18 protein-coding genes are annotated in these 19,759 nt (G+C 63.0%); 9 read left to right on the forward strand and 9 right to left on the reverse strand.

Going from position 1 to position 19,759, the window contains the following annotated elements; genetic code table 11:
* Window positions 1–20: 20 nt before the first annotated feature.
* On the reverse strand, window positions 21–1,163 hold the full coding sequence (locus tag LU684_RS04325; protein ID WP_232894170.1) for an iron-containing alcohol dehydrogenase: 1,143 nt from the start codon (window positions 1,161–1,163) through the stop codon (window positions 21–23).
* A gap of 142 nt (window positions 1,164–1,305) precedes the next feature.
* Between LU684_RS04325 and LU684_RS04330 the strand changes: the two genes are divergently transcribed.
* A complete protein-coding gene (locus LU684_RS04330; RefSeq protein WP_102689626.1) occupies window positions 1,306–2,244 on the forward strand; it encodes a LysR family transcriptional regulator in 939 nt (312 codons plus the stop codon).
* Between the two features lie 43 nt (window positions 2,245–2,287).
* Here LU684_RS04330 and LU684_RS04335 read toward each other — a convergent pair whose 3' ends face one another.
* The gene (locus LU684_RS04335; protein WP_024717801.1) at window positions 2,288–2,542 is read right to left on the reverse strand and encodes an Lrp/AsnC ligand binding domain-containing protein; all 255 of its coding nucleotides are present in this window, start codon (window positions 2,540–2,542) and stop codon (window positions 2,288–2,290) included.
* Between the two features lie 78 nt (window positions 2,543–2,620).
* Here LU684_RS04335 and LU684_RS04340 point away from each other — a divergent pair, with 78 nt between their 5' ends.
* From LU684_RS04340 to LU684_RS04350, 3 genes are all read left to right on the forward strand, one after another.
* Window positions 2,621–3,340 carry an AzlC family ABC transporter permease gene (locus LU684_RS04340; protein ID WP_232894171.1) on the forward strand — a complete coding sequence of 240 codons (720 nt, stop codon included), beginning with the start codon at window positions 2,621–2,623 and terminating at the stop codon, window positions 3,338–3,340.
* Complete coding sequence (locus LU684_RS04345) at window positions 3,337–3,639, forward strand: AzlD family protein (protein ID WP_095115099.1); 303 nt, start codon at window positions 3,337–3,339, stop codon at window positions 3,637–3,639. Before LU684_RS04340 ends, LU684_RS04345 begins: the two co-directional genes overlap by 4 nt.
* Before the next feature lie 153 nt (window positions 3,640–3,792).
* Window positions 3,793–4,668: a universal stress protein gene (locus LU684_RS04350; RefSeq protein ID WP_232894172.1), complete on the forward strand. Its 876-nt coding sequence runs from the start codon at window positions 3,793–3,795 to the stop codon at window positions 4,666–4,668.
* Window positions 4,669–4,695: 27 nt separating this feature from the next.
* Here LU684_RS04350 and LU684_RS04355 read toward each other — a convergent pair whose 3' ends face one another.
* On the reverse strand, window positions 4,696–4,878 hold the full coding sequence (locus tag LU684_RS04355; RefSeq protein WP_224372477.1) for a hypothetical protein: 183 nt from the start codon (window positions 4,876–4,878) through the stop codon (window positions 4,696–4,698).
* The gene (locus tag LU684_RS04360; RefSeq protein WP_224372475.1) at window positions 4,871–5,086 is read right to left on the reverse strand and encodes a GNAT family N-acetyltransferase; all 216 of its coding nucleotides are present in this window, start codon (window positions 5,084–5,086) and stop codon (window positions 4,871–4,873) included. Before LU684_RS04360 ends, LU684_RS04355 begins: the two co-directional genes overlap by 8 nt.
* A 246-nt stretch (window positions 5,087–5,332) precedes the next feature.
* Here LU684_RS04360 and LU684_RS04365 point away from each other — a divergent pair, with 246 nt between their 5' ends.
* Together LU684_RS04365 and LU684_RS04370 are read left to right on the forward strand one after the other, a co-directional pair.
* On the forward strand, window positions 5,333–6,043 hold the full coding sequence (locus LU684_RS04365) for a TetR/AcrR family transcriptional regulator (RefSeq protein ID WP_095114896.1): 711 nt from the start codon (window positions 5,333–5,335) through the stop codon (window positions 6,041–6,043).
* Between the two features lie 183 nt (window positions 6,044–6,226).
* Window positions 6,227–7,453, forward strand: coding sequence for an MFS transporter (locus tag LU684_RS04370; protein WP_024717803.1), 1,227 nt, complete (start codon window positions 6,227–6,229; stop codon window positions 7,451–7,453).
* A gap of 255 nt (window positions 7,454–7,708) precedes the next feature.
* Here LU684_RS04370 and LU684_RS04375 read toward each other — a convergent pair whose 3' ends face one another.
* From LU684_RS04375 to LU684_RS04390, 4 genes are all read right to left on the reverse strand, one after another.
* Window positions 7,709–8,092: a DUF2493 domain-containing protein gene (locus tag LU684_RS04375; protein ID WP_016486148.1), complete on the reverse strand. Its 384-nt coding sequence runs from the start codon at window positions 8,090–8,092 to the stop codon at window positions 7,709–7,711.
* Between the two features lie 21 nt (window positions 8,093–8,113).
* Window positions 8,114–10,828 (reverse strand): magnesium-translocating P-type ATPase, encoded by a 2,715-nt coding sequence (mgtA, locus tag LU684_RS04380; RefSeq protein WP_232894173.1) that lies wholly within the window; start codon window positions 10,826–10,828, stop codon window positions 8,114–8,116.
* Between the two features lie 765 nt (window positions 10,829–11,593).
* Window positions 11,594–13,219: a methyl-accepting chemotaxis protein gene (locus tag LU684_RS04385; protein WP_016486146.1), complete on the reverse strand. Its 1,626-nt coding sequence runs from the start codon at window positions 13,217–13,219 to the stop codon at window positions 11,594–11,596.
* Window positions 13,220–13,374: 155 nt separating this feature from the next.
* A complete protein-coding gene (locus tag LU684_RS04390; RefSeq protein WP_232894174.1) occupies window positions 13,375–14,265 on the reverse strand; it encodes an alpha/beta fold hydrolase in 891 nt (296 codons plus the stop codon).
* 226 nt (window positions 14,266–14,491) lie between these two features.
* On the opposite strand from LU684_RS04390, the gene LU684_RS04395 reads away from it, so the two are divergent.
* Window positions 14,492–15,736 carry a DUF1835 domain-containing protein gene (locus tag LU684_RS04395; protein WP_232894175.1) on the forward strand — a complete coding sequence of 415 codons (1,245 nt, stop codon included), beginning with the start codon at window positions 14,492–14,494 and terminating at the stop codon, window positions 15,734–15,736.
* Window positions 15,737–15,898: 162 nt separating this feature from the next.
* On the opposite strand, the gene pdxR is transcribed toward LU684_RS04395, so the two are convergent.
* Window positions 15,899–17,374: a MocR-like pyridoxine biosynthesis transcription factor PdxR gene (gene pdxR, locus LU684_RS04400; RefSeq protein WP_016486143.1), complete on the reverse strand. Its 1,476-nt coding sequence runs from the start codon at window positions 17,372–17,374 to the stop codon at window positions 15,899–15,901.
* Here pdxR and LU684_RS04405 point away from each other — a divergent pair, their 5' ends adjacent.
* A complete protein-coding gene (locus LU684_RS04405) occupies window positions 17,375–19,159 on the forward strand; it encodes an NAD(P)H dependent flavin oxidoreductase family protein (protein ID WP_232894176.1) in 1,785 nt (594 codons plus the stop codon).
* Entirely contained in the window at window positions 19,131–19,583 is a 453-nt protein-coding gene (locus LU684_RS04410) for a GNAT family N-acetyltransferase (protein ID WP_016486141.1), read from the forward strand. Before LU684_RS04405 ends, LU684_RS04410 begins: the two co-directional genes overlap by 29 nt.
* Window positions 19,584–19,759 lie beyond the last annotated feature (176 nt).

Here is a 19,759-nt window from a genome sequence, read left to right on the forward strand (position 1 = left end):
TTGAACAGCGGATTGGCGCCTTACATCGACGCTTCAAGCAACCCCTGGTAGTCCTCGGCAGACGCCTCACGCGGGTTGGTCCGATGGCTGTGATCGGCCAACGCGCCCTGGATTATGCGTGGGTACTGCTCTTCGCTGACACCCAGTTCGCGCAGGCCGGTCGGCAGGCCCAACGCGCGGGTCATGTCGCGGATGGCCTGTTCGATCTGGTTTTCGTCTGCCAGCCCCATCGCCTGGGCGATACGCGCCGTCTTGTGCTCGTTCAGCACAGTTGCGGCCTTGCGGTTGAAGGTGATGACAGCAGGCAGGAAAATCGCGTTGAGGGTGCCATGGTGCAGGCGCGGGTTGATCCCGCCCAATGCATGGCTAAGGCTGTGCACGCAGCCCAGGCCCTTCTGGAAGGCCAGTGCACCTTGCAGCGAAGCGCTCATCATGTTGATACGGCCTTCTGGGTTCTGCGGGTCTCGGGTAGCGCTTTCGATAAAGCGCCAAGCGCGCCACAGGCCGTCCAGGGCGATGCCGTCTGCAGGTGGGTTGAATGCAGGCGCCATGAACGTTTCCAGGCAGTGAGCAATCGCATCCATCCCGGTGGCAGCGGTGAGTTGTGCAGGCAGGCCAAGGGTCAGCGCCGGGTCGCAGATGGCGGCCTTGGGCACCACATGGGGCGAAATCACGCCCACCTTGCGCCCGTCGTCGAGAATAAGGATGGCGCCCCGCCCTACCTCGCTGCCCGTCCCTGCCGTGGTTGGCACGGCAATCACCGGCGCGGTTGCCGGCGTGATTCGCGCCAGGCCACACTCGATCACCGCAAAGTTTTTCAATGGCCCATCGTGCCTGGCACACACGGCCACACCTTTGGCCAGGTCGATCGCCGAGCCGCCGCCGATGGCGATGATGCCGTCACAGCCACACTCCTTGAACATGGCCACGGCTTCGCGCACCGCGGTCTCGTTGGGGTTGGGTGGGGTACCGTCATAGATCGGCAGTTGGGCAGCGCTGTCGGCAAAGGTGTTCAACGCCGTATCGACGATACCGGCAGCGCGCACGCCACGGTCGGTCACGATCAAAGGCTTGGTTATACCAATGCGCTCACATTCCGCAGGCAAAAGGGCAATGGCGCCGATATCGAACTGGATCTGGGTGATGTAGTTGATCAGGGACATAAGGCTCAGCAGGCTCCTGGCTTTGTTTTTCTGGGCGGTTTAGCCGCACTGGATGCGACACTGTGCAGCGCCAGTATAGGAATGCGCGCCTGGCCATGGTATTGAGAACAATCCATATCGGTATAACCAGGACGCATACCAGATGACCCCGTCACTCAATTCGATCATGTCCAGGCTGCACGCCCGTCACCTGCGCCTGCTCATCGAGCTGGACGAGCACCGCTCGCTGCTGGGTGCGGCTGGCAGCGTCGGGCTTACCCAGCCCGGTGCCAGCAAGGCGCTGCAGGAAATCGAAACCACCTTCGGCACGGTGCTGTTCAACCGCACCAACCGCGGGCTGGAGCCCACTGCCGCCGGGCACTGCGCCATCCGCTACGCGCGCGTGGTGCAAACCGATATTTCCAACCTGCGCCATGACCTGGATGCCATCCTGCGCGGTGTGGGCGGCCGGCTGGCGGTGGGCGCCATCATGGGCGCCGTGCCCTTGCTGATGCGGGCCGTATCACAGCTGGCCAGTATCCAGCCGCAGATGTCGTTCGAGATCATCGAAGACACCAGCCAGTCGCTGCTGGCACAGATCGAAAGCGGCCGGCTGGACATGGCCCTGTGCCGCACCAGTGTCAGCAACGCGCCGCAGCTGTTTGCCAGCACCTTTGTCCAGGATGAGACGCTGGCGGTCATCGCCAATGTCGACCACCCGCTCAAACACGCCCAAACCGTCAGCCTTGCCGAGTTGGCCGAAAGCCGCTGGATCGTATACCGGGCCAACATGCCGATGCGCGTGCAACTGGAGCGTGAATTCCACGACGCCGGGCTGCGCTTCCCGCTGCACCTGGTTGAAACCACCTCGATCCTGGCGACCTTGTCGCTGCTGCAGGACCGCCCCGACTTTGTGGCGTTGGTGTCGATTGACGTGGCCCGGCAATGCGCGATGAACCAGCAAGTACGCATGCTGCCCCTGGCCATGGGCTCGGTCAGCGACCCTTACGAGTTGGTCACTCGCAAAGGCAGCCAAGCGACACCGGCCATGGACAAACTTAGCGAGCTGCTTTTGCAGGGCGGACAGCCCAGTAGCAGTTAGGCGTGTTGCAGAACGCGCCAGGCGAGCCTGAGCCAAAGCACGACTACACCGGCAGCTCGGTGGTCAGCTTGATCTTTTCCATCGGCACTTCGGTCTTGACGTTCTGCACCACGCTCAGGCTGGTCAGGTGCTTGATCTGGAAGCGTCGATAGGCTTCCAGGTCTGCCGCCACCACCCGCAACAGCAAGTCGCAATCGCCCGCCATCACATGGCACTCCACCACTTCGGGTAACTGGCGCACGGCTTCGACGAACGCGTCGGTGGTGTCCTGGTCCTGGCGCTTGAGCCACACCCGCACGAACAGGGTGAGGCCCAGCGCGACCTTGGCCGGGTCCTAGCGCTCCATTGGAATAATTTACCTCCACTGGAGGTGACCATGAATACCCTTGAACCTGTACTGAACGATCCCCCTGCCACCACGCCGCAAAGCGAACTGCGCCGTGGTGCCGTTGCCGCCCTGCCGGTGCTGCTGGGGTTCATCCCTTGTGCCCTGGTACTCGGCGCGCAGGCTTCCCAGCACCACCTGGCAGCAGGCGAAGTGGCTCTGATGACAGGCCTTAACTTCGGTGGCGGCTCGGAGTTTGCCGCTGTCGAGCTGTGGACCTCACCGCCGGCAATATGGGTGATTATCGCCATGACCCTGCTGGTCAACAGCCGCCACCTGCTGATGGGCGCAACCCTGGCGCCGTACATGCGCCACCTGCCGCTGCCAAAGGCATTGGGGGCGCTGTTCTTCATGTGTGACGAAAGCTGGGCCATGGGCCTGGCCGATGCGCGCCAGCGCGGCGGGTTCAGCCTGCGCTATTTCATGGGTGTGTCGCTGTGCCTGTGGGCCACCTGGGTCACGTTCACCAGCCTCGGCGCGCAGGTTGGGCCGCTGCTCGGCGACCTGCGCAGCTATGGCTTCGACATGGCCTTTGCCGCGGTCTTCCTGGTGCTGCTCAAGGGCATGTGGAAAGGCGTACACGCCGCCGTGCCCTGGCTGTTCAGCCTGCTCAGCGCCGCACTGTTCTACCTGCTGATTCCCGGTGGCTGGTACGTGCTCGCGGGCACCGTGGCCGGCCTGGTCACTGCTTACCTATGGGCCAAACCATGATTGACCTTCCTACACTGGTCACCCTCGTGGGCATGGCCGTGGTCACCTACCTGACCCGTGCGCTGGGCTTTTTACTGCTGCGCAACCGCACCCTTGGGCCGCAACTGACGCAGGTGCTGAACGCCGCGCCCGGCTGCGTGCTGATTGCCGTAATCGCACCCAAGTTCGTTTCCGGGCAACCGGCCGACCTGATTGCGCTGGGGCTTACGGTGTACGCAGCAACGCGGTTTTCCCTCTTGCCGGTGGTGGTATTTACCATCGTGATGACGGGGGGGCTGCGCCTGTTGCTGCCGGCATGATCCGCTGCGGCATCTACGCTCCATTGACTCAAATCAAGCCCTCGCGCCGGGTTCGCGCGACGATGGCTGCAAGCAAGGAATGACTCAAGCACCGCCAGGCGCACAGTGCACAACCGTCGAACACTGCGCGCGGCCATGGACAAGGAGCTCCACATGAACCCGCTGAAACACATACTAGTAGCCACCGACCTCTCCCCCCATGCCCGCAACGCCGCAGAGCGCGCTGCCTACCTGAGCAACGCGCAACAGGCCTCACTGGACCTGCTCTACGTTGCCAACCCGGCCCCCTTCGAGCGCCTCAAGCAGTTGGTGGCGCCTGATGACGACCTGTTGAAGCGGGTACTGGACAGCGCCGGCGAAAAAACCCGCGCACTGGCAGCCCTGCTGTTCCAGCGCTATGACATTTGCGCGGGCGTGCAGGTTGCCAGCGGCTCGGTGATCACGGAAATCAACAGGGTGGTGCAGGACAAACACAGCGACCTGCTGGTATGCGGCGCCAAGGGCCAGAGCGTGGCGCGGCGCCTGCTGCTGGGTTCGACCGTGCAGAAAATGCTCAACCACATGCCCTGCCCTTTACTGGTGGTCAAGCCGGCCCCTCGTGATACCTATCGCACGGTGCTGGTGCCGGTCGATTTCTCTCCCGCTTCGCTGCGCGCCATCAAACTGGCCAGGGCCATTGCCCCACAGGCCGAAATCATTCTGCTGCACGTGTACGAAGCCCCATTCGAAGGCAGCGTGCGTTTCGCCCATATCGACCACGACACCCTCACCCACTACCGCAATGTCATCCGCAAGGACGCACAGGCACAACTCGCTGCATTGAGTGAGGCCGCGGGCATTGCCGATGCACGGCAGATTCTGGAGCACGGTGACCCTGGCTGGCGCATTGCCGAGCAGGAACAGGCGCTGGAGTGCGACCTGATCGTTGTCGGCAAGCAGGGTGCGAGCGCGCTGGAGGAGCTGTTGGTTGGCAGCGTTACCAAGCATGTACTGAACGAATCGCAGTGTGATGTGCTGGTCACGCCCTAGCACGCAAGACCAGGCGGGCCGCCCCCCTCAGGGGGCTGCCCGGCCTGCGTGCAGCATCACCAGGTCCCGATGTACATCCGCCCCGCACTGGAACGTGGTTTCACCCACCACTGCAAAGCCGTTGCGCAAGTAGAAAGCAATAGCCCGGCTATTGCTGTCATTGACCGTCAACCGCAGAGCCCCCACAACGCCCTGCAGCACATCAGCCATCAGCCATCAGCCGCTGGGCCACACCCGCCCCGTGGTATTCGGGCAGCACGTAGCATTTGCTGAGCTCGGCGATGCCATCGGCAGCCGGAATGCCCAGGGGCTCTGGGGCAAGGTTGACCAGGCTGTAGCCGACGACCGTACGGCGCATCAGGCCTACCGACAGGCGCATTTCCGGTTCCCGGTTCAAGCGTTCAAAGTCGGCTGGCATCAACGCGCCTTGGATGTAGGCGCTAATTTCCGTCGCAGGCGTATTCGCCGGGCAAGCCAGCGCAAAAGTGCGTGCCGCGACCTGGCTGATCGCATCACAATCCGCGGCCGTCGCCTGCCTGATCAAAAAATGCATGAGTTTGGCCCTGGTGTGTAAATGGCAGCCTTGCAACGGCTGAAGAAAAGCATAACACTCGCTATATACTTTTCTATACACCGATTCTCAAAAAGCCCAGATGAAACCGTGATGTACGCCCAACCCGACCTGCCACACACGACCAGCGAGGGTGCTGACGCCACTTTCGGCTCGGTCGACCACGCGCTGGGCAACCCCGGTATCCGGCGCAAGAATCACAAGCTTATTCTGCAGGCGGCCAGCGAAGCGTTTGCCGTCACCGGCTTCACCGCCACCCATTCGCACGAAATTGCCGAGCGCGCCGGGTTGCCCAAGGCCAATCTCTATTACTACTTCCAGACAAAAGAGAATTTGTACGTCCAGGTGCTGATGAGCTTCATCGAGCCGCTGGTCAGGGCCTCGGCAGCGTTGCGAAAAAGCGACGACCCGATAGTGGGCCTGCGGGCCTATGTCAAAGCCCGGATACGCATCATTCGAGAGCACCCGTTCAGCGCCGCCGTGTTCAGCCAGGAGTTGCTCTCAGGCGGCAAACGCCTACCTGAGGTGTGCAAGAACATGCTGCAGGAGGAAGCCAGGCGCAACGTCGCCTGCCTGCGCAACTGGATCGAGGATGGCCGGTTGGCGCCCTGTGACCCCGAACACCTGATGATTTTCATCTGGTCGGCAACGCGTACCTATACCAATCTTGCCTGGCAAATGTCGCAGCTCAGAGGCGTGGCTATACCTGACAAGTTGGACTTTGATCGCGCCACCCGCACGGTCACCCAGATGGTGCTGGGCGGTGTCTTACCGGTGAAGCAAACGGCTGTGACACCGCCCTGAAACTGGCTTCGTGGCCCCACAACACAATAGTTTCCGCTCTAAACCAGGGGTTTCATCGATTACGCTGATGATGACTATCAAGCGGGCTGCCTGTCGGCCTGGCAAGGCCATCCCTATAATCGCCTGCAAATCCCTCCGCTCCTGCGCCTGCTACAGGCGCCATCCCTCATGGAACCGACCCCCATGCCAAGCAACCGCCAGGCCCCTCGCGGCCTTCCCGAACATAATCAGCAGAGCGTCACACAGCAATGGCTGGCAATCCTCTCGGTCGCCGTGGGTGCCTTCGCCCTGGTCACCAGCGAGTTCCTCCCGGTGGGGGTGCTCAACGATGTGGCCAGTGACCTCGGCATCAGTGCAGGCCTTGCCGGCCTGATGGTGACCTTGCCCGGTATCATGGCCGCGCTGGCCGCGCCGTTGATTTCCGTGGGGGTCGGCGCGCTGGACCGGCGCTACCTGCTGATCGGCCTGACGCTGATCATGATCATCGCCAACACCATCGTGGCCTACGCCGTCGACTTCAACCTGCTGTTGGTCGGCCGCGTGCTGTTGGGTGTCAGTATCGGTGGCTTCTGGGCGACCGCCATCGCCCTCAGCGGCCGCCTGGCCCCCGACGGCATGGGCGTAGCCAAGGCCAACTCCATCATCATGGCCGGCGTAACCCTGGCGACCGTAGTGGGCGTGCCCGTGGGCACCTGGCTGAGCGGCCTGATGGGCTGGCGCATGACGTTCCTGGTCACCGCACTGGTGGGCATACCTGTGCTGCTGGCGCAGGTATTCCTGCTGCCGCGGCTGCTGCCGGAAAAGGCCATTCGCATCAGCGACCTGCCGGCCTTGTTCATCAACCCACAAGCGCGGGTCGGGCTGATTGCCGTGCTGCTGATCGGCCTGGCGCACTTTGCCGCGTACACCTATGTTGCCCCGTTCTTCAAACAGAATGCCGGCTTTGACGGGCCTACGATTGGATCGCTGTTGCTGCTGTATGGCGTCGCCGGGTTCATGGGTAACATTTTCGCGGGCTACGCTGCCAACCGCAGCGTGCGGCATACCCTGATGCTGGTTGCGCTGATGATTGCTGTCAGCACCGCCCTGTTCCCGCACTTCGCCACCGGCATGACGGGCGCTGCCATGCTGATCGCGCTGTGGGGCTTCGCTTTCGGTGCGTTCCCGGCCTGCGCCAACATCTGGATGTTCGTGGTGGCACCTAAGGATGTTGAACGTGGCATGCCGCTGTTCGTAGCCATGTTCCAGGTGATCATTGCGCTGGGCTCTTTCTTCGGCGGGCAGGTGGTCGACCATATGGGCACGGCGGTGCTGTTGAGCCTGGCTACCGCGTTGGTGGGCTGTGGTTTTGTCACCGTGCTGGTGCTGGGGCGCAACGTGAGCAATAACCTTGCTGCGCAGCCGGGCTGAGCAGCTCGGCACCGAGGCGCCGCAAGTACAGCGCCGGCTTCGGCCCACGCTGTACTTGTACCAGCGACTGTCTCGCAAAAAACGTGAAACCTAGCGCGGTCATTGTGGGCGCAACTGTCTTGCTCAACTTCTAAAAGCTGGCGCGATCCCTGTGGGAGCGGGCTTGCCCCGCGAACACGGGCGAAGCCCGTGCCATCCACGGCGGTGTCTTCTTCGCGGGTGAACCCGCTCCCACAGGACTGGTGGCAGGCAGGCTTATCCCACGCCAGGTTCATCCCGCTCGGGCCGCCGTGGTTGCCTGCCGCAAATCACCGGAACCTCCGCGCCGCGAGCCCTGGCCAGCAGTTCCTCTGTGTCATCGCCCCCGGGCAGGGCAAGCAACAGATCAGGGCGACTGTCGTTAAGCATGAACAGGTTGCGCAGGCGTTCGGCCTGCTTGCCGTGCAACTGCCAGTTCGGCGGGTAGCGCACCAGATCGGCACCGTGCTCACGTGCCCAGCTTTCGATCTCGCCGCCCAGGAACTGGCTGCCACCGTGGATCAACACCCGGATCGGCCGCTGGCGCTGAACGTCATCCAGGGCCTGGCGGCAGCGCCGGGTGTCGGCATAGTTGCGTCCCGCACAGATCAGTACTCGCATGCTCTGCTCTCCTCGCCTGGCTCAGAACCACTGCCCGAAGCGGCGGATGTAAAGGGTCTTCATCCCTTGCGCGACCACGCAGTAGCCCAGCAGGGTAGCAACCAGCCAAGGGAAGTATGCCCATGGCAGCGGCACCAGGCCCACCATCGCGCCCACCGGCGAGAACGGGATGTAGATACCCAATGCCATCACCAGCCCCGTTGCCAGCACCACCGGCAGCGCAGCGGTGCTTTGGAAGAACGGCACCTTGCGGGTGCGCAGCATGTGCACCACCAAGGTCTGTGACAGCAACCCTTCGATGAACCAGCCAGACTGGAACAGCGCCTGCATCTCGACGCTATTGGCGGCGAACACAAACCACATCAGGGCAAAGGTGGTGATGTCGAAGATCGACGAAGTAGGGCCGATCCACAGCATGAAGCGGCCGATGTTGCGGGCGTCCCATTTGCGGGGCTTGCTGAGAAACTCCTTGTCCATGCGGTCCCACGGCAGCGACAGCTGGGAGAAGTCATACATCAGGTTCTGCAGCAGCAGGTGGATCGCCAGCATCGGCAGGAACGGAATGAACGCACTGGCCACCAGGACCGAGAACACGTTGCCAAAGTTGGAACTGGCAGTCATGCACAGGTACTTCATGATGTTGCCGAAGGTTTCGCGGCCTTTGAGCACCCCCTCCTCCAGTACCATCAGGCTTTTTTCCAGCAAGATGATATCGGCCGACTCCTTGGCGATGTCGGTGCCGCTGTCCACCGAGATACCGACGTCGGCATCGCGCAGGGCGGCGGCGTCGTTGATACCGTCGCCGAGGAAGCCGACCGTGTGACCATTGGCCTGCAGGGCCTTGAGCACACGTGATTTCTGCAGCGGGGTGAGCTTGGCGAAGACAGTGCGTTCCTCGACCTGAAGCTTCAGGGTGGTGTCGTCCATGCGCTCGATGTCCTGGCCGAGCAGTGGCAGGCCTGGCTCCAGGCCCACCTCTCGGCAGACCTTACAGGTAACCACCGGGTTGTCGCCGGTCAGCACCTTCACCCGCACCCCCATGTCACGCAGGGCGGCAATGGCCGGGCCGGCAGTTTCCTTGGGTGGATCGAGGAAGGTCAGGAAGCCCTGGATCACCAAGTCGCGCTCATCGTTGGTGTGGTACTGCGCCTTGCCTTCGGCCGACGGGATCTCGCGGGTGGCGACCACCAGCACGCGGAAGCCGTCCTGGTTGTAGGCATCGGCGCTGGCCAGAAGCTGCTGGCGGCGGAGCGGGTCCAGGGTAACGACACGGTCGCCCTCCTGCACATGGGTGGCGATGGCGAGCATTTCCTCGACCGCCCCCTTGCTTACCAGCAGGTGATCGCCAAGTGCATTTTTCACTACCACGGACAGGCGACGGCGGATGAAGTCGAACGGTAGTTCGTCTACCTTTGCGTAAGCGTAAGGCACCTGGAACTGGCGGTCCTGGCCAGCAAAATGCAGCACGGCCTGGTCCATCAGGTTGCGGATGCCGCTTTGGTGGTGGCTGTTGAGCCAGGCGAGTTCAAGGATATGCCGATCGCGCTGGCCATCGAAGCGCACGTGGTGTTCGAGGATGATCCGGTCCTGGGTGAGCGTGCCGGTCTTGTCTGTGCACAGTACGTCCATGGAGCCCAGGTTCTGGATGGCGTTCAGGCGCTTGACCACCACTTTGCGCCGGGCCATGGCCACGGCGCCCTTGGCCAGGTTGGCGCTGACGATCATTGGCAGCATTTCAGGGGTCAGGCCCACTGCCACGGCAAGCGCGAAGAGGAAGGCATCCCCCCAGTCGCCCTTGACCACACCGTTGATCATGAACACCACCGGTACCATCACCAGCATGAAGCGGATCAGCAGGCTGCTGACGCTGTTCACGCCGCGAACGAAGGCGGTCTGGCTGCGGGAACCGGCGATGGCCTTGGCCAGCGAGCCGAAATAGGTACGTCGGCCGGTGGCGACCACCACAGCGCGCGCGCGGCCGCTGACGACGTTGGTGCCCATGAAGCAGATGTTTGGCAGCTCGAGCAGGTTGTCCGGGTTGGCGCCATGCCCGGTGGCGGACTTCTGGGCGACATTGCCCAAGGTGTCGTACTTCTCGACCGGCAGCGCTTCGCCAGTGAGCACCGCCTGGCTGATGAACAGGTCGCGCGATTCAAGCAGGCGGATATCGGCCGGGATCATGTCGCCTGCAGATAGCTGCACGATGTCGCCGGCCACCAGTTTGTCCATGGGCACTTCGCGCAGGCGCGGGGCCTGCCCGACCTGCTCGCGGCGTAGCACGGTTGCGGTAGTGCGCACCATTGCCTTGAGCGCGTCGGCGGCCTTGTTCGAGCGGTATTCCTGCCAGAAGCGCAGCAGGCTGCTAAGGCTGACCATGGTCATGATGATGATGACCTTGGTCAGGTCGGCGTCGTCCGTTTCGCCTGCGCTGACCGGCAGCCAGTAGTCGGTGACGAAGCTGATCCCGGCCAGAATCAGCAGTACATAGATGAACGGGTTATGCAGGGCCTTGAGCAATTGCACCAGAGCGTGGGGTTGCGGGTCGTGGGCAACCTGGTTGGCCCCATCGCGCTCCAGGCGCTTGGCAGCTTCGTGCTCGGTCAGGCCCTGCTCGCTGGCATCGAGGTTGGCGAGGGTAACGGCCAGGCCATTGCGCGCTTCACGGGCGGCGCGGGTAGACAGGCGAGTTTCGCGTTCGGCCTTGGCCGATGAGGTGTTGCGGTGTTTGACAGTCATGTTGCTGTGCTCCTGCCGCTGCGGCGGCACGACACACAGACGTTTCACTCAGCCAGTGAACGAAGGCATGTCGGGTCGCAGAAAAATGCTGGGTTTTTCCGACAGTTGTCTGTCCGCTGCCGAGGGTCGGAAGTTGTGTCGGCAGCGAACTTTCTACTCGCGCAGTCCATGGATTGATTCCTTTTCATAAACACGGGGCAATAGTTACCCGGCAAACTTTCAACTTAGTAAGTTCGGGAGGGAAGATACCGCTGAATATCTTTTATTCAGTGAGAAGTCTGGGGGCTCAAGCGGGCATGAAGAAGCGCCAGCGGCCCGCATCTACTTGGGGGCTCCTGGCTGTCGTCAGGGTACCCGTGCAGGCGGCACGGCCGGGCACGGGCCAGCTGCGGCGCAAGGCCGGCGAACAGGCGGTGTGAAGCGAATGAAGTGAGGTTCATGAGCTTGCCTCCAACCGGCAGACACCGGTGGCGGCAAGTCACGACGGAGCATCAGGCTCTGGCGCGGCTTGCCCGACCAGGGTGTCGGGACCGGTGTTCCGGTTCAAGTGCCTGACCAGGCCATACGGCAGGGGTCAGGCAGCGACTAGATACTGTGTCCATTGAATTCTTCAGTGAATGGAAAAAAGGCCCTTTCTCGGGGCGATCGAACTTTATTCAAGGGTAGTATCGAAGTCAACCCGCAAGGGGAACTTTAAATAAGTTTCACCCACTTTTAATGTAACAACGATCAGGTGCGAGTTTTACGCCCGTCGCCCGGCTACCCTTACACCCTGAACCGCCCCACCAATGCCGTCATCTCCCCCACCAGCCCCGACAGCGCCTTGCTCGCCTCGCTGGTCTGCTGCGCTCCTGTCGCCGAGTTGATCGACAGCTCGCGAATGTTCAGCAGGTTGCGGTCCACTTCCCGCGCCACCTGAGCTTGCTCTTCGGCCGCACTGGCGATGACCAGGTTGCGCTCGTTGATTTCGCCAATCGCACTGTAGATACCTTCCAGCACCTGCCCCGAGGCCAAGGTCACGTCCAGTGTCGACTGGGCGCGGTTGGTGCTGGCCTGCATCGACGCCACCGCCGCCTCGGTGCCCGCCTGCACGCGGCCGATCATCTGTTCGATTTCCTGGGTCGATTGTTGGGTGCGGTAGGCCAGCGTGCGTACCTCATCTGCCACCACCGCAAAGCCGCGCCCGGCCTCACCGGCGCGGGCCGCCTCGATGGCAGCATTGAGTGCCAGCAGGTTGGTTTGCTCGGACACCGAGCGGATCACTTCCAGTACTTTGCCGATATCCCGGACCTGCCCCACCAATTGCTCCAGGTGCGCACTGCTGGTCTGGATCTCGCGGGTCATAGCCTCGGTGCCATCGATGTTGTCGCTGACTTGCTGGCGGCTTTGTGCGGCCAGCTGGTTGGACTCGCTGGTGGTTTGCGATGTAGTGATAGCGTTGCGCGCAACTTCCTCCACGGCCGTGGTCATTTCGGTCACAGCAGTAGCTGCCTGCTCCAGCTCCTGCCCCTGCTGACGCAGGTTGCTGGCGCTTTCCTCGGTAACCGCGTTCAACGCAGTGGCGGCTGCGTCCAGCTGCCGGGCACAGTGGTTGATCTGCCCCAGGGTGTCGCGCTGGCTCTGCTGCATGCGCTGCAGTTCATGGAACAGCTGGCCGATCTCGTTGTTGCCCTGCCCTTGCACCGGCACGCTCAGGTCACCACCGGCAATGCGCTGGAAGTGCCGACCGGCTTCACGCAGCGGATGCAGCACTCGCTGGGCAATGAAGGCCCAGCACAGTGCAGCCAGCAGCAAGGTCACCCCTAGCAGCCCCAGGCTCAGCATTTGTGCACGCGCCAGACGACGGTCTGACTCCAGCATGATCTGCTGGCCACGTTCGCTCAGTACGCCAACCAGCTGCTGGCGTAGCGCTTGCAGTCGGCCCATGGCATTGCCGGCATCGATGTTGACCTTGAAGTACTGCTCCAGCGAACGCTGGCGGGTCGCTTCGCGCTGCCCGGCTACCGCCTTGGCGTATTCGGCAAAGGTAGCCTGCAGCTCGGTTGCCAGCGTGCGAAGGGCTGGCTCGCGGACATTTTCAACGAACTCGTCGACCAGCTTCTGGCTCTTGTCGTTCAGCTCGACTGACAGCGCCATGCGCTTGCCTGCACTCTCGTCATGGCCGCCCAACTGCTCGATGAAGCCCGAGGACACATTGGCACTGGAACGGATTGCCATCAACAACGCATTGTTCAACCGGTCCGACTGGTGTGCGGTCTGGTCCAGTTCAGTGATCTGCTGACCGCTGCCCACTGCTGCCCGCCAGGCACTGACGGTGGAAAACAGCAGGGTCAGGCTGAACAACGACAGCACCCAGAACATTCCGGTACGTATCTTGAGGTTGGCAAGCATGCGGGCAGTACTCCTTATTGGCACCACTTCTGGTCGAAATTCGACGGTGGGTGTGCTGCTATCGGAGGTACCGGCGCAGGCTTGAGGCGCAGGAAGCAGGTTATGGGCGATAACCGAACAGATGTTGCCGGGCGCAGGCTGCGCCGCGGCCAACCTCAGCGATCGAGGAAATTGACTACCGTCTGCGCGAAGGCCTGCGGTTGGTCCAGCATGACGAAGTGGAAGCTGCCATCGATACGTTTGAAGCTGATGTTTCGCGTCCCGGCATAGGCGTTTGCGAAGGTTGCATCGACGCTGGTAGCGGGTATGCCATACAAGGGGTCATAGGCATAGACGACCTGCACCGGCGCCTGGATATCGCCAAGCTCCGGGCGCAGGTCGGTGGTCATCAGTTCATAGGTAGCGTCGGCTACCGCCTTGCGGTCCGAGCGCAGCGCGGCCTCTACCAATGCGGGCCTGGCCGCAGCGGTCTTGGCCAGCCGGTCAATGGCCGCACGCTGCATGGCTTCGGCCTGCGCTGCCGAGGCCAGCAGCATCCCATCACGGAATGTGGCAGCCTGGGGTGCAGCCGTTTCGGCAGTGGCCGTGGGGTCCATCAATAACGTGTAAAACGGCAGCGCATCGACAACCATCAGCCGCCCGACCTGCTCCGGGTGGCGTGCGCCAAGCATCAGCGCCACCTCACCGCCCAGCGAATGGCCAATGATGGCCGGCGCCTCAAGGCGCTGGCTACGGATATAGTCAGCAACCGCCTCGGCCACAGGAGCGGCCACGCGCCCGTCCACAGCGGGCACGGCAGGCGAACCGGCAAAGCCTGCAACCTGCACAAGGTGCAGGCGATGCTGCTGGCGCAGTGTGCTGGCGAGCCCCGCCCAAACCTCACGGGAAGAGGCCAGCCCGGGGATCAGGATGACGTCCGGCCCGGTGCCCTCGATCTTTACCGAAATACGTTCGCCCGCTACAGGCACTGGCTGGCTTGGCGCAGCCAATGCCGAGCCCAGCGACAAGCTGGTCCCGATTGCTGCAAGCAGGGTGCGTATGCGCATGGTCGCCATTCCTTTGACTTCAACGGAGAAAAGCCCGCCACTATAAAGCGCACGGCAACCCATGGGAAAACTATCATTTGCAACCCGCTGCGCTGCACCGTTAAAGTCGGGGCCTGGGCGCCGGCTGCGCCTGCGGTCCGCGCAAAGGGGTTGCCCGAGCCATGCTTCACTCCATTTCCATACCAGCTCCCGGCTTGTCGGCGGACCGAGCCCCAAAGGAGTTGGCATGCCCGCCATCAATGCTTCCCGCCACCACGGCTTGCTCGACCTGCCCGCCTTGCGCAAACGCGCCAAGCGCTTGCTGACCGAACTGAAAACCCACCAAGCCGACGACACCCGCGAGCAATTGCGCACGCTTGGCCTGCCCGGCCCCGACTACCGGCTTGCCGATACCCAATGGCTGGTGGCCCGCGAGGCCGGTTTTGCCAGCTGGCCCAAGCTCAAGGCCCATGCCGATGCCGTGGCTTTTGCAGCACGCCACCCCGGTTTTTCTGCCGATGACGAGGCTAACGTGCAGCACTGGCGCTGCGGCAACGACATCGTCCACAGCTTGCGCACCGCCGGGTTTGCCGGCGCTTTCCAGATGTTCGACGACCCCATGGTGATGGGGCCTGTACCGGCACTGCCTGATGAGCAGTACTGGCAGGTTCGCAGCGCCTACGTTCAACAAGCGTTCCGGCTGAGCCCCCAAGACCTTGAACAGCGCCAGGCAGCACAACGTAGCGCATTGGCAGGGCTTAACCGCGACAGCGAAATTGTGCTGTGGTGCGAGGCCGACGCTTACGACCAGCTGTTCCTGATTCGCGTACTCGCCAGCCTGCCTGGCCTGCCGCGTCGGCTGGAGCTGATCGAAATTGACCAGGTGCCCGGCATCGAGCGCTTTATCGGCATTGGGCAACTGGCCCCCGACCTGCTGGCTTGGTTGTGGCCGCAACGTCGCGCGCTGGGTGAGGATGCACTCGCCCTGGCCCGCGAGGCATGGGCGGCCTACACCGCACCCAATCCAAAAGGCTGGGCGAGCCTCGCTGGCCACGCACACCCGGCCTTGCCGTTGCTGGGCGGGGCATTGGCGCGCCAGCTGCAGGAGCTACCGGGGGCACATGACGGTTTGAGCCTTACCGAACGCCTGCTGCTGCGCGTGCTGGCTTCACGCGGCGCGCTACCGGCCGGCCGCGTGTTTGGCCAGTTGATGATGCAGGATGACCCGCTGCCTTACCTCGGTGACCAGATGTTCCATGTGCTGCTGCAGCCGTTGATCCACGCGCCACACCCGCTGCTGGTTGAAGGCCCGGGAGAAGCTTGGGCGCAGCGACTGCTGCGGCTGACGCCGCTTGCCGAGCAAGTGCTTGCAGGCAAGGCCCACTGGCTGGATCACAACCCTGCGCAGCGCTGGGTTGGCGGGGTGCTGGTGGATGCGGCTGACAGGCCTTGGGTAGTGACCGAACAAGGCGAGGTGTGGCAACGCCGATAACCTGCTCAACCGCAGGGCCGCTGTGCGGCCCATCGCCGGCAAGCCAGCTCCCACCTGGACCGCATTGACCTCAAGTCTTGCAGGAATGCTGTGGGGGCTGGCTTGCCGGCGATGAGGCCAGTCCAGGCGGCACCAGACAATTGAATCCCCGTGGTCGTGACATCACCTTTCTGCTGCCTGCGCCAGGCGCTGGGTGGCCTGCCGGAGCTCATCGACATCCAGCGAAGCAAAACCCAGGCGCAAGGCATTCTCGGCATGACCAAACGGCGAGAACTGGCGACCGCTGCGCACCACCAGGTCCAGCTCCAGTGCCTTGTCGACCAACTGATCCACATTGATCGTGTCGGCAAACCGCACCCACAGCGCCAGCCCACCTTCCGGCTCCTGCACGGTAATCTGCTCGCCAAACGCATCGTGCAGGCAAGCCAACAGGGTCTGCCGACGCCGACGGTACTCGCGGTTGACCCGGCGCAAGTGCTTCTTCAGCTCGCCATCATTGATCAAGTCCGCCAGCATCCGCTGCATCACCGCATCGCCCTGCCCCAGGGTCAGCGTTGCCCTGCGCTCCAGCACTGCCGTTACCTCCACCGGTGCGACGATATAACTGCAACGGAACGTGCTGCCCAAGGGCTTGGACAGTGTGCCGATGTAAATCACATGCCGCTGCTGCCGGTCGCTGGCCAAAGGCAGATAGGGCCGCCCGGAAAAGTGGTACTCGTAATCGTAGTCTTCCTCGACCACGCAGAAATCGTGCAGCCGCGCCAGCTCCAGCAACTGCTGCCGGCGCCCGGCTGGCAAGCTGACCGTGGTCGGAAACTGGTGATGGGGCGTCAAATACATCATCCGCACCTTGTGCTGCCGGCACAGGGCATCGATCTGGTCCACCCGGCAACCCTCATGGTCCAGGTCCACGGTCACCAGTCGGGCCCCCAGCTGGCGGAAAATCTCCCACGCCGGCGGATAACTCAGGCGCTCGACCAGCACCGCATCCCCCGGCTTGAGCAACACGCTGGCCAACAGTGATAGTGACATCTGCACACCCTGGGTCAGGCAGATATGCTCGGCGCCAACGTTCAGGCTGCGGTTGTGCCTGAGCATGTCGGCCAAGGCGGCGCGCAGGTAGAGGCTGCTGCAATCACTGCCGTGGCGCACGCTGTTGCTGGCAAAGCTGTTGCGCAGGGCATTGCGGTAATAGCGATGCAGAACAGCCTGGGGCAGCAGGCGATGGTCACAGGCACCGTTGTCGAAGAACAAGGCCTCTGGCCGCCCCTGCTGCGCTGCCGCCCGTTCGTTTGCCTCGAAATAGGCAACGGCGGGCTCCTCTGGCAGCGCCAAGGCGAAGGAGCGCGAGGCGGCGGGCGCCGTGATTGTGCCAGTCGCCAGCTGCTGGCTGACGAAGGTACCCCGGCGCTGCACGCTCTGCAGCCAGCCTTTGGTTTCGGCTTCCTCATAGGCAAGGATCACCGTTTTGCGGTTGACGTTCAGCAGTTGCGCCATCTCCCGCGTGCCCGGCAACGGCGTGCCAGGGCGCAGGCGGCCCTCGCTGATCGCGGCCACCAGGCCTTCGACGATCTGCCGGTATGAAGCCTGCGCGCCATCGAGCCTGAGCAGTGGCTGCCATTTGCGAAGCTGGACCATGTGAATTATCCAAAACTGGAGGTTCTGCTGGTCCTGGACTATAGCAACAATCGAACCTTCAATTGCCCCGAGGTGTTCATGCAAAACCGCCACGTCATCGAATTGTCGCCCTCGGGCAAAACCTTCGAAACCCGCCAGGAACTGCTGCTCGACGCCATGCTCGCCAGCGGCCTGCCGGTACCGTTCTCCTGCCGCCGCGGCGCCTGCGGGTCCTGCAAGGTCAAAGTCGTGTCGGGGCGGTATCAGGCCAAGCAGCGAGATGCGGACACCCCCGCGCCCTCCTACCCCCTGGCCGCCGATGAGATGCTGCTGTGCCAGAGCCACGCCTGCAGCGACATGCGCCTGGAGATCCCCGGCTGGTCGCTGGACGCCCCGTCGCTGGCGTTTCACGCACAGGTTCACAGCAAGCGCAAACTCAGTGCAGATATCGTCGAACTGGTGCTGCAACCGGCTCAACCACTGGAAGTGCGGGCCGGCCAATACGTGAGATTTCGGCTCGACAACGGTGACAGCCGCTGCTTCTCCATCGCCAACCTGCCCGCTCAGGATCAGGGGCAACTGGTGTTTCACATCCGTAAGGTCAGCGGCGGCGTGTTCACCGAAGGCCTGCTGCCCACCCTGCAAGCAGGCGCTGTACTGAAGCTTGAGGGGCCGGTGGGCGCCTGTACCTGGCAGCATGAAGACCAACGCCCGCTGGTGCTGTTCGCCACCGGCACAGGTTACGCCGGCATCAAGCCATTACTGCTGACGGCCATGGCCCACGCTGCCGAGGTCACGCTGTACTGGGGTGGTTCATCGACGGCGGACTTCTATGACCGCGCGTTTCTCGAACAGGCCAGCCTTGAATACCCCCACTTTCGCTGGCACCCGGTGCTCTCGGCTGAGGCACGCGTGCAGCAGGTGGCGCTGGGCCAGGCGCATCGGTGGGCCGACACCCAGGTCTACGCGTGCGGTAATGCCACGATGATCAGCCAGGCCCGCGAGCAATGCCTCGCCGCAGGCGTGCCACCCCACCGTTTTGTCGCGGAGGCCTTTGTCGCCAGCGGCGCACTGGCGCCCCAGCTTTCAACCGCCAACACACTGCACCCAGAGCTGGAAAAGGTCGGCCCGCGTTACTCACTGGATGGCATGCTCGCTGCCCGCGAGCAGTCAGTACGGGCCGTGGCCGCGATCGCCAGCCAATTGCACGTCGGCATGACCACCGCCCAGGCACTGGAGATGGCGGCGCAAACACTGCAGGCAATGGGCGCGTCCCACACCTGGCACCCCACCTACATCCGCTTTGGCGACGACACCGTACGTACACCGCGCCAAGGCATCGACCCGGATCGTGTATTACGTACTACGGACATTGTCGTGGTCGATGTCGGCCCGGTTTGGGATGGCTACGAAGGCGACTATGGCGACACCTTCGTGTTTGGCCAGCACGAGCTGCACCACGCCTGCGTCAAGGCACTGCACGCGGTGTTCGACGAAACCCGCCTGGCGTGGGGCCGTGGGTTGACCGGACGCGAGCTCTATGACTTCGCCGAACGCAGTGCCCAGGCCAAGGGCTGGCAGCTGGAACGCAACCTGGCCGGGCATCGCGTCGCCGACTTCCCGCACGTGCTGTATGGCCAGGACAAGCTGGCCGAGGTGGAAATCGTCCCGAGCGAAGTGGTGTGGGTACTGGAAATACAGTTGTGCCACCCCACCGAACCGATCGGGGCGTTTTTCGAAGACATCCTGATTACGTTTACAGACATGGACGAGCAATATGCAAATACGCAACCTCACCCCCGATGACCTCCCCCACGTCAGCGCCTTGTGCCTGGACGCCTTCACGCAGGCGGTCGCACCCTCGCTGTCTGCGCAGGGTGTCGAAACCTTCACCAGGGTGGCAGCGCCACAAGCCTTTGCCGAGCGCATGCAAGGTGACAACCTGATGCTCGCCTGTGTCGCGCAGGGCGCTATCGCGGGGCTGATCGAGCTCAAGGAAGGCCGCCACGTTGCGATGCTGTTCATTGCTCCGGGCTGGCAACGCCAGGGCATCGGCACGCGCCTGATGAATGCAGCGCTGGAACATGCCCGGGTTGACGTGGTGACGGTCAAGGCGTCGTTGTCTTCGGTGCCGGCCTACCAACGCTACGGTTTCACCCTGGCAGGCGAAGTGGGCGAATTTGCGGGACTGGTCTACCAGCCAATGGAAAAGCGCCTGCCGACAGTGTAGGCGCGCCCGTGTGGCGCAGGGATGCCTGGCTTTCAGCTGATGCGGGCATTGCTGCCCCTGCCGGATGGGCAGGCATGAAAGCACCGCGCGCCATGGCAAAAGGGTGCAGGGATTGCGGGGATTCAGCATAGGCGCAGCGCCGTGGCGGGTCTGTTCGCTAACGTACAGACGCTGCC

Origin of the sequence: Pseudomonas sp. NMI542_15 (assembly GCF_021283425.1) — a bacterium.
Lineage (GTDB): Bacteria > Pseudomonadota > Gammaproteobacteria > Pseudomonadales > Pseudomonadaceae > Aquipseudomonas > Aquipseudomonas fortuita.

What these genes read in the sequence shown, in the direction of transcription:
- LU684_RS04325 (WP_232894170.1), bottom strand. Translation starts at nt 1,163, where the DNA reads ATGTCCCTGATCAACTACATCACCCAGATCCAGTTCGATATCGGCGCC.
- LU684_RS04330 (WP_102689626.1), top strand. Translation starts at nt 1,306, where the DNA reads ATGACCCCGTCACTCAATTCGATCATGTCCAGGCTGCACGCCCGTCAC.
- LU684_RS04340 (WP_232894171.1), top strand. Translation starts at nt 2,621, where the DNA reads ATGAATACCCTTGAACCTGTACTGAACGATCCCCCTGCCACCACGCCG.
- LU684_RS04345 (WP_095115099.1), top strand. Translation starts at nt 3,337, where the DNA reads ATGATTGACCTTCCTACACTGGTCACCCTCGTGGGCATGGCCGTGGTC.
- LU684_RS04350 (WP_232894172.1), top strand. Translation starts at nt 3,793, where the DNA reads ATGAACCCGCTGAAACACATACTAGTAGCCACCGACCTCTCCCCCCAT.
- LU684_RS04355 (WP_224372477.1), bottom strand. Translation starts at nt 4,878, where the DNA reads ATGGCTGATGTGCTGCAGGGCGTTGTGGGGGCTCTGCGGTTGACGGTC.
- LU684_RS04360 (WP_224372475.1), bottom strand. Translation starts at nt 5,086, where the DNA reads ATGCCAGCCGACTTTGAACGCTTGAACCGGGAACCGGAAATGCGCCTG.
- LU684_RS04365 (WP_095114896.1), top strand. Translation starts at nt 5,333, where the DNA reads ATGTACGCCCAACCCGACCTGCCACACACGACCAGCGAGGGTGCTGAC.
- LU684_RS04370 (WP_024717803.1), top strand. Translation starts at nt 6,227, where the DNA reads ATGCCAAGCAACCGCCAGGCCCCTCGCGGCCTTCCCGAACATAATCAG.
- LU684_RS04375 (WP_016486148.1), bottom strand. Translation starts at nt 8,092, where the DNA reads ATGCGAGTACTGATCTGTGCGGGACGCAACTATGCCGACACCCGGCGC.
- mgtA (WP_232894173.1), bottom strand. Translation starts at nt 10,828, where the DNA reads ATGACTGTCAAACACCGCAACACCTCATCGGCCAAGGCCGAACGCGAA.
- LU684_RS04385 (WP_016486146.1), bottom strand. Translation starts at nt 13,219, where the DNA reads ATGCTTGCCAACCTCAAGATACGTACCGGAATGTTCTGGGTGCTGTCG.
- LU684_RS04390 (WP_232894174.1), bottom strand. Translation starts at nt 14,265, where the DNA reads ATGCGCATACGCACCCTGCTTGCAGCAATCGGGACCAGCTTGTCGCTG.
- LU684_RS04395 (WP_232894175.1), top strand. Translation starts at nt 14,492, where the DNA reads ATGCCCGCCATCAATGCTTCCCGCCACCACGGCTTGCTCGACCTGCCC.
- pdxR (WP_016486143.1), bottom strand. Translation starts at nt 17,374, where the DNA reads ATGGTCCAGCTTCGCAAATGGCAGCCACTGCTCAGGCTCGATGGCGCG.
- LU684_RS04410 (WP_016486141.1), top strand. Translation starts at nt 19,131, where the DNA reads ATGCAAATACGCAACCTCACCCCCGATGACCTCCCCCACGTCAGCGCC.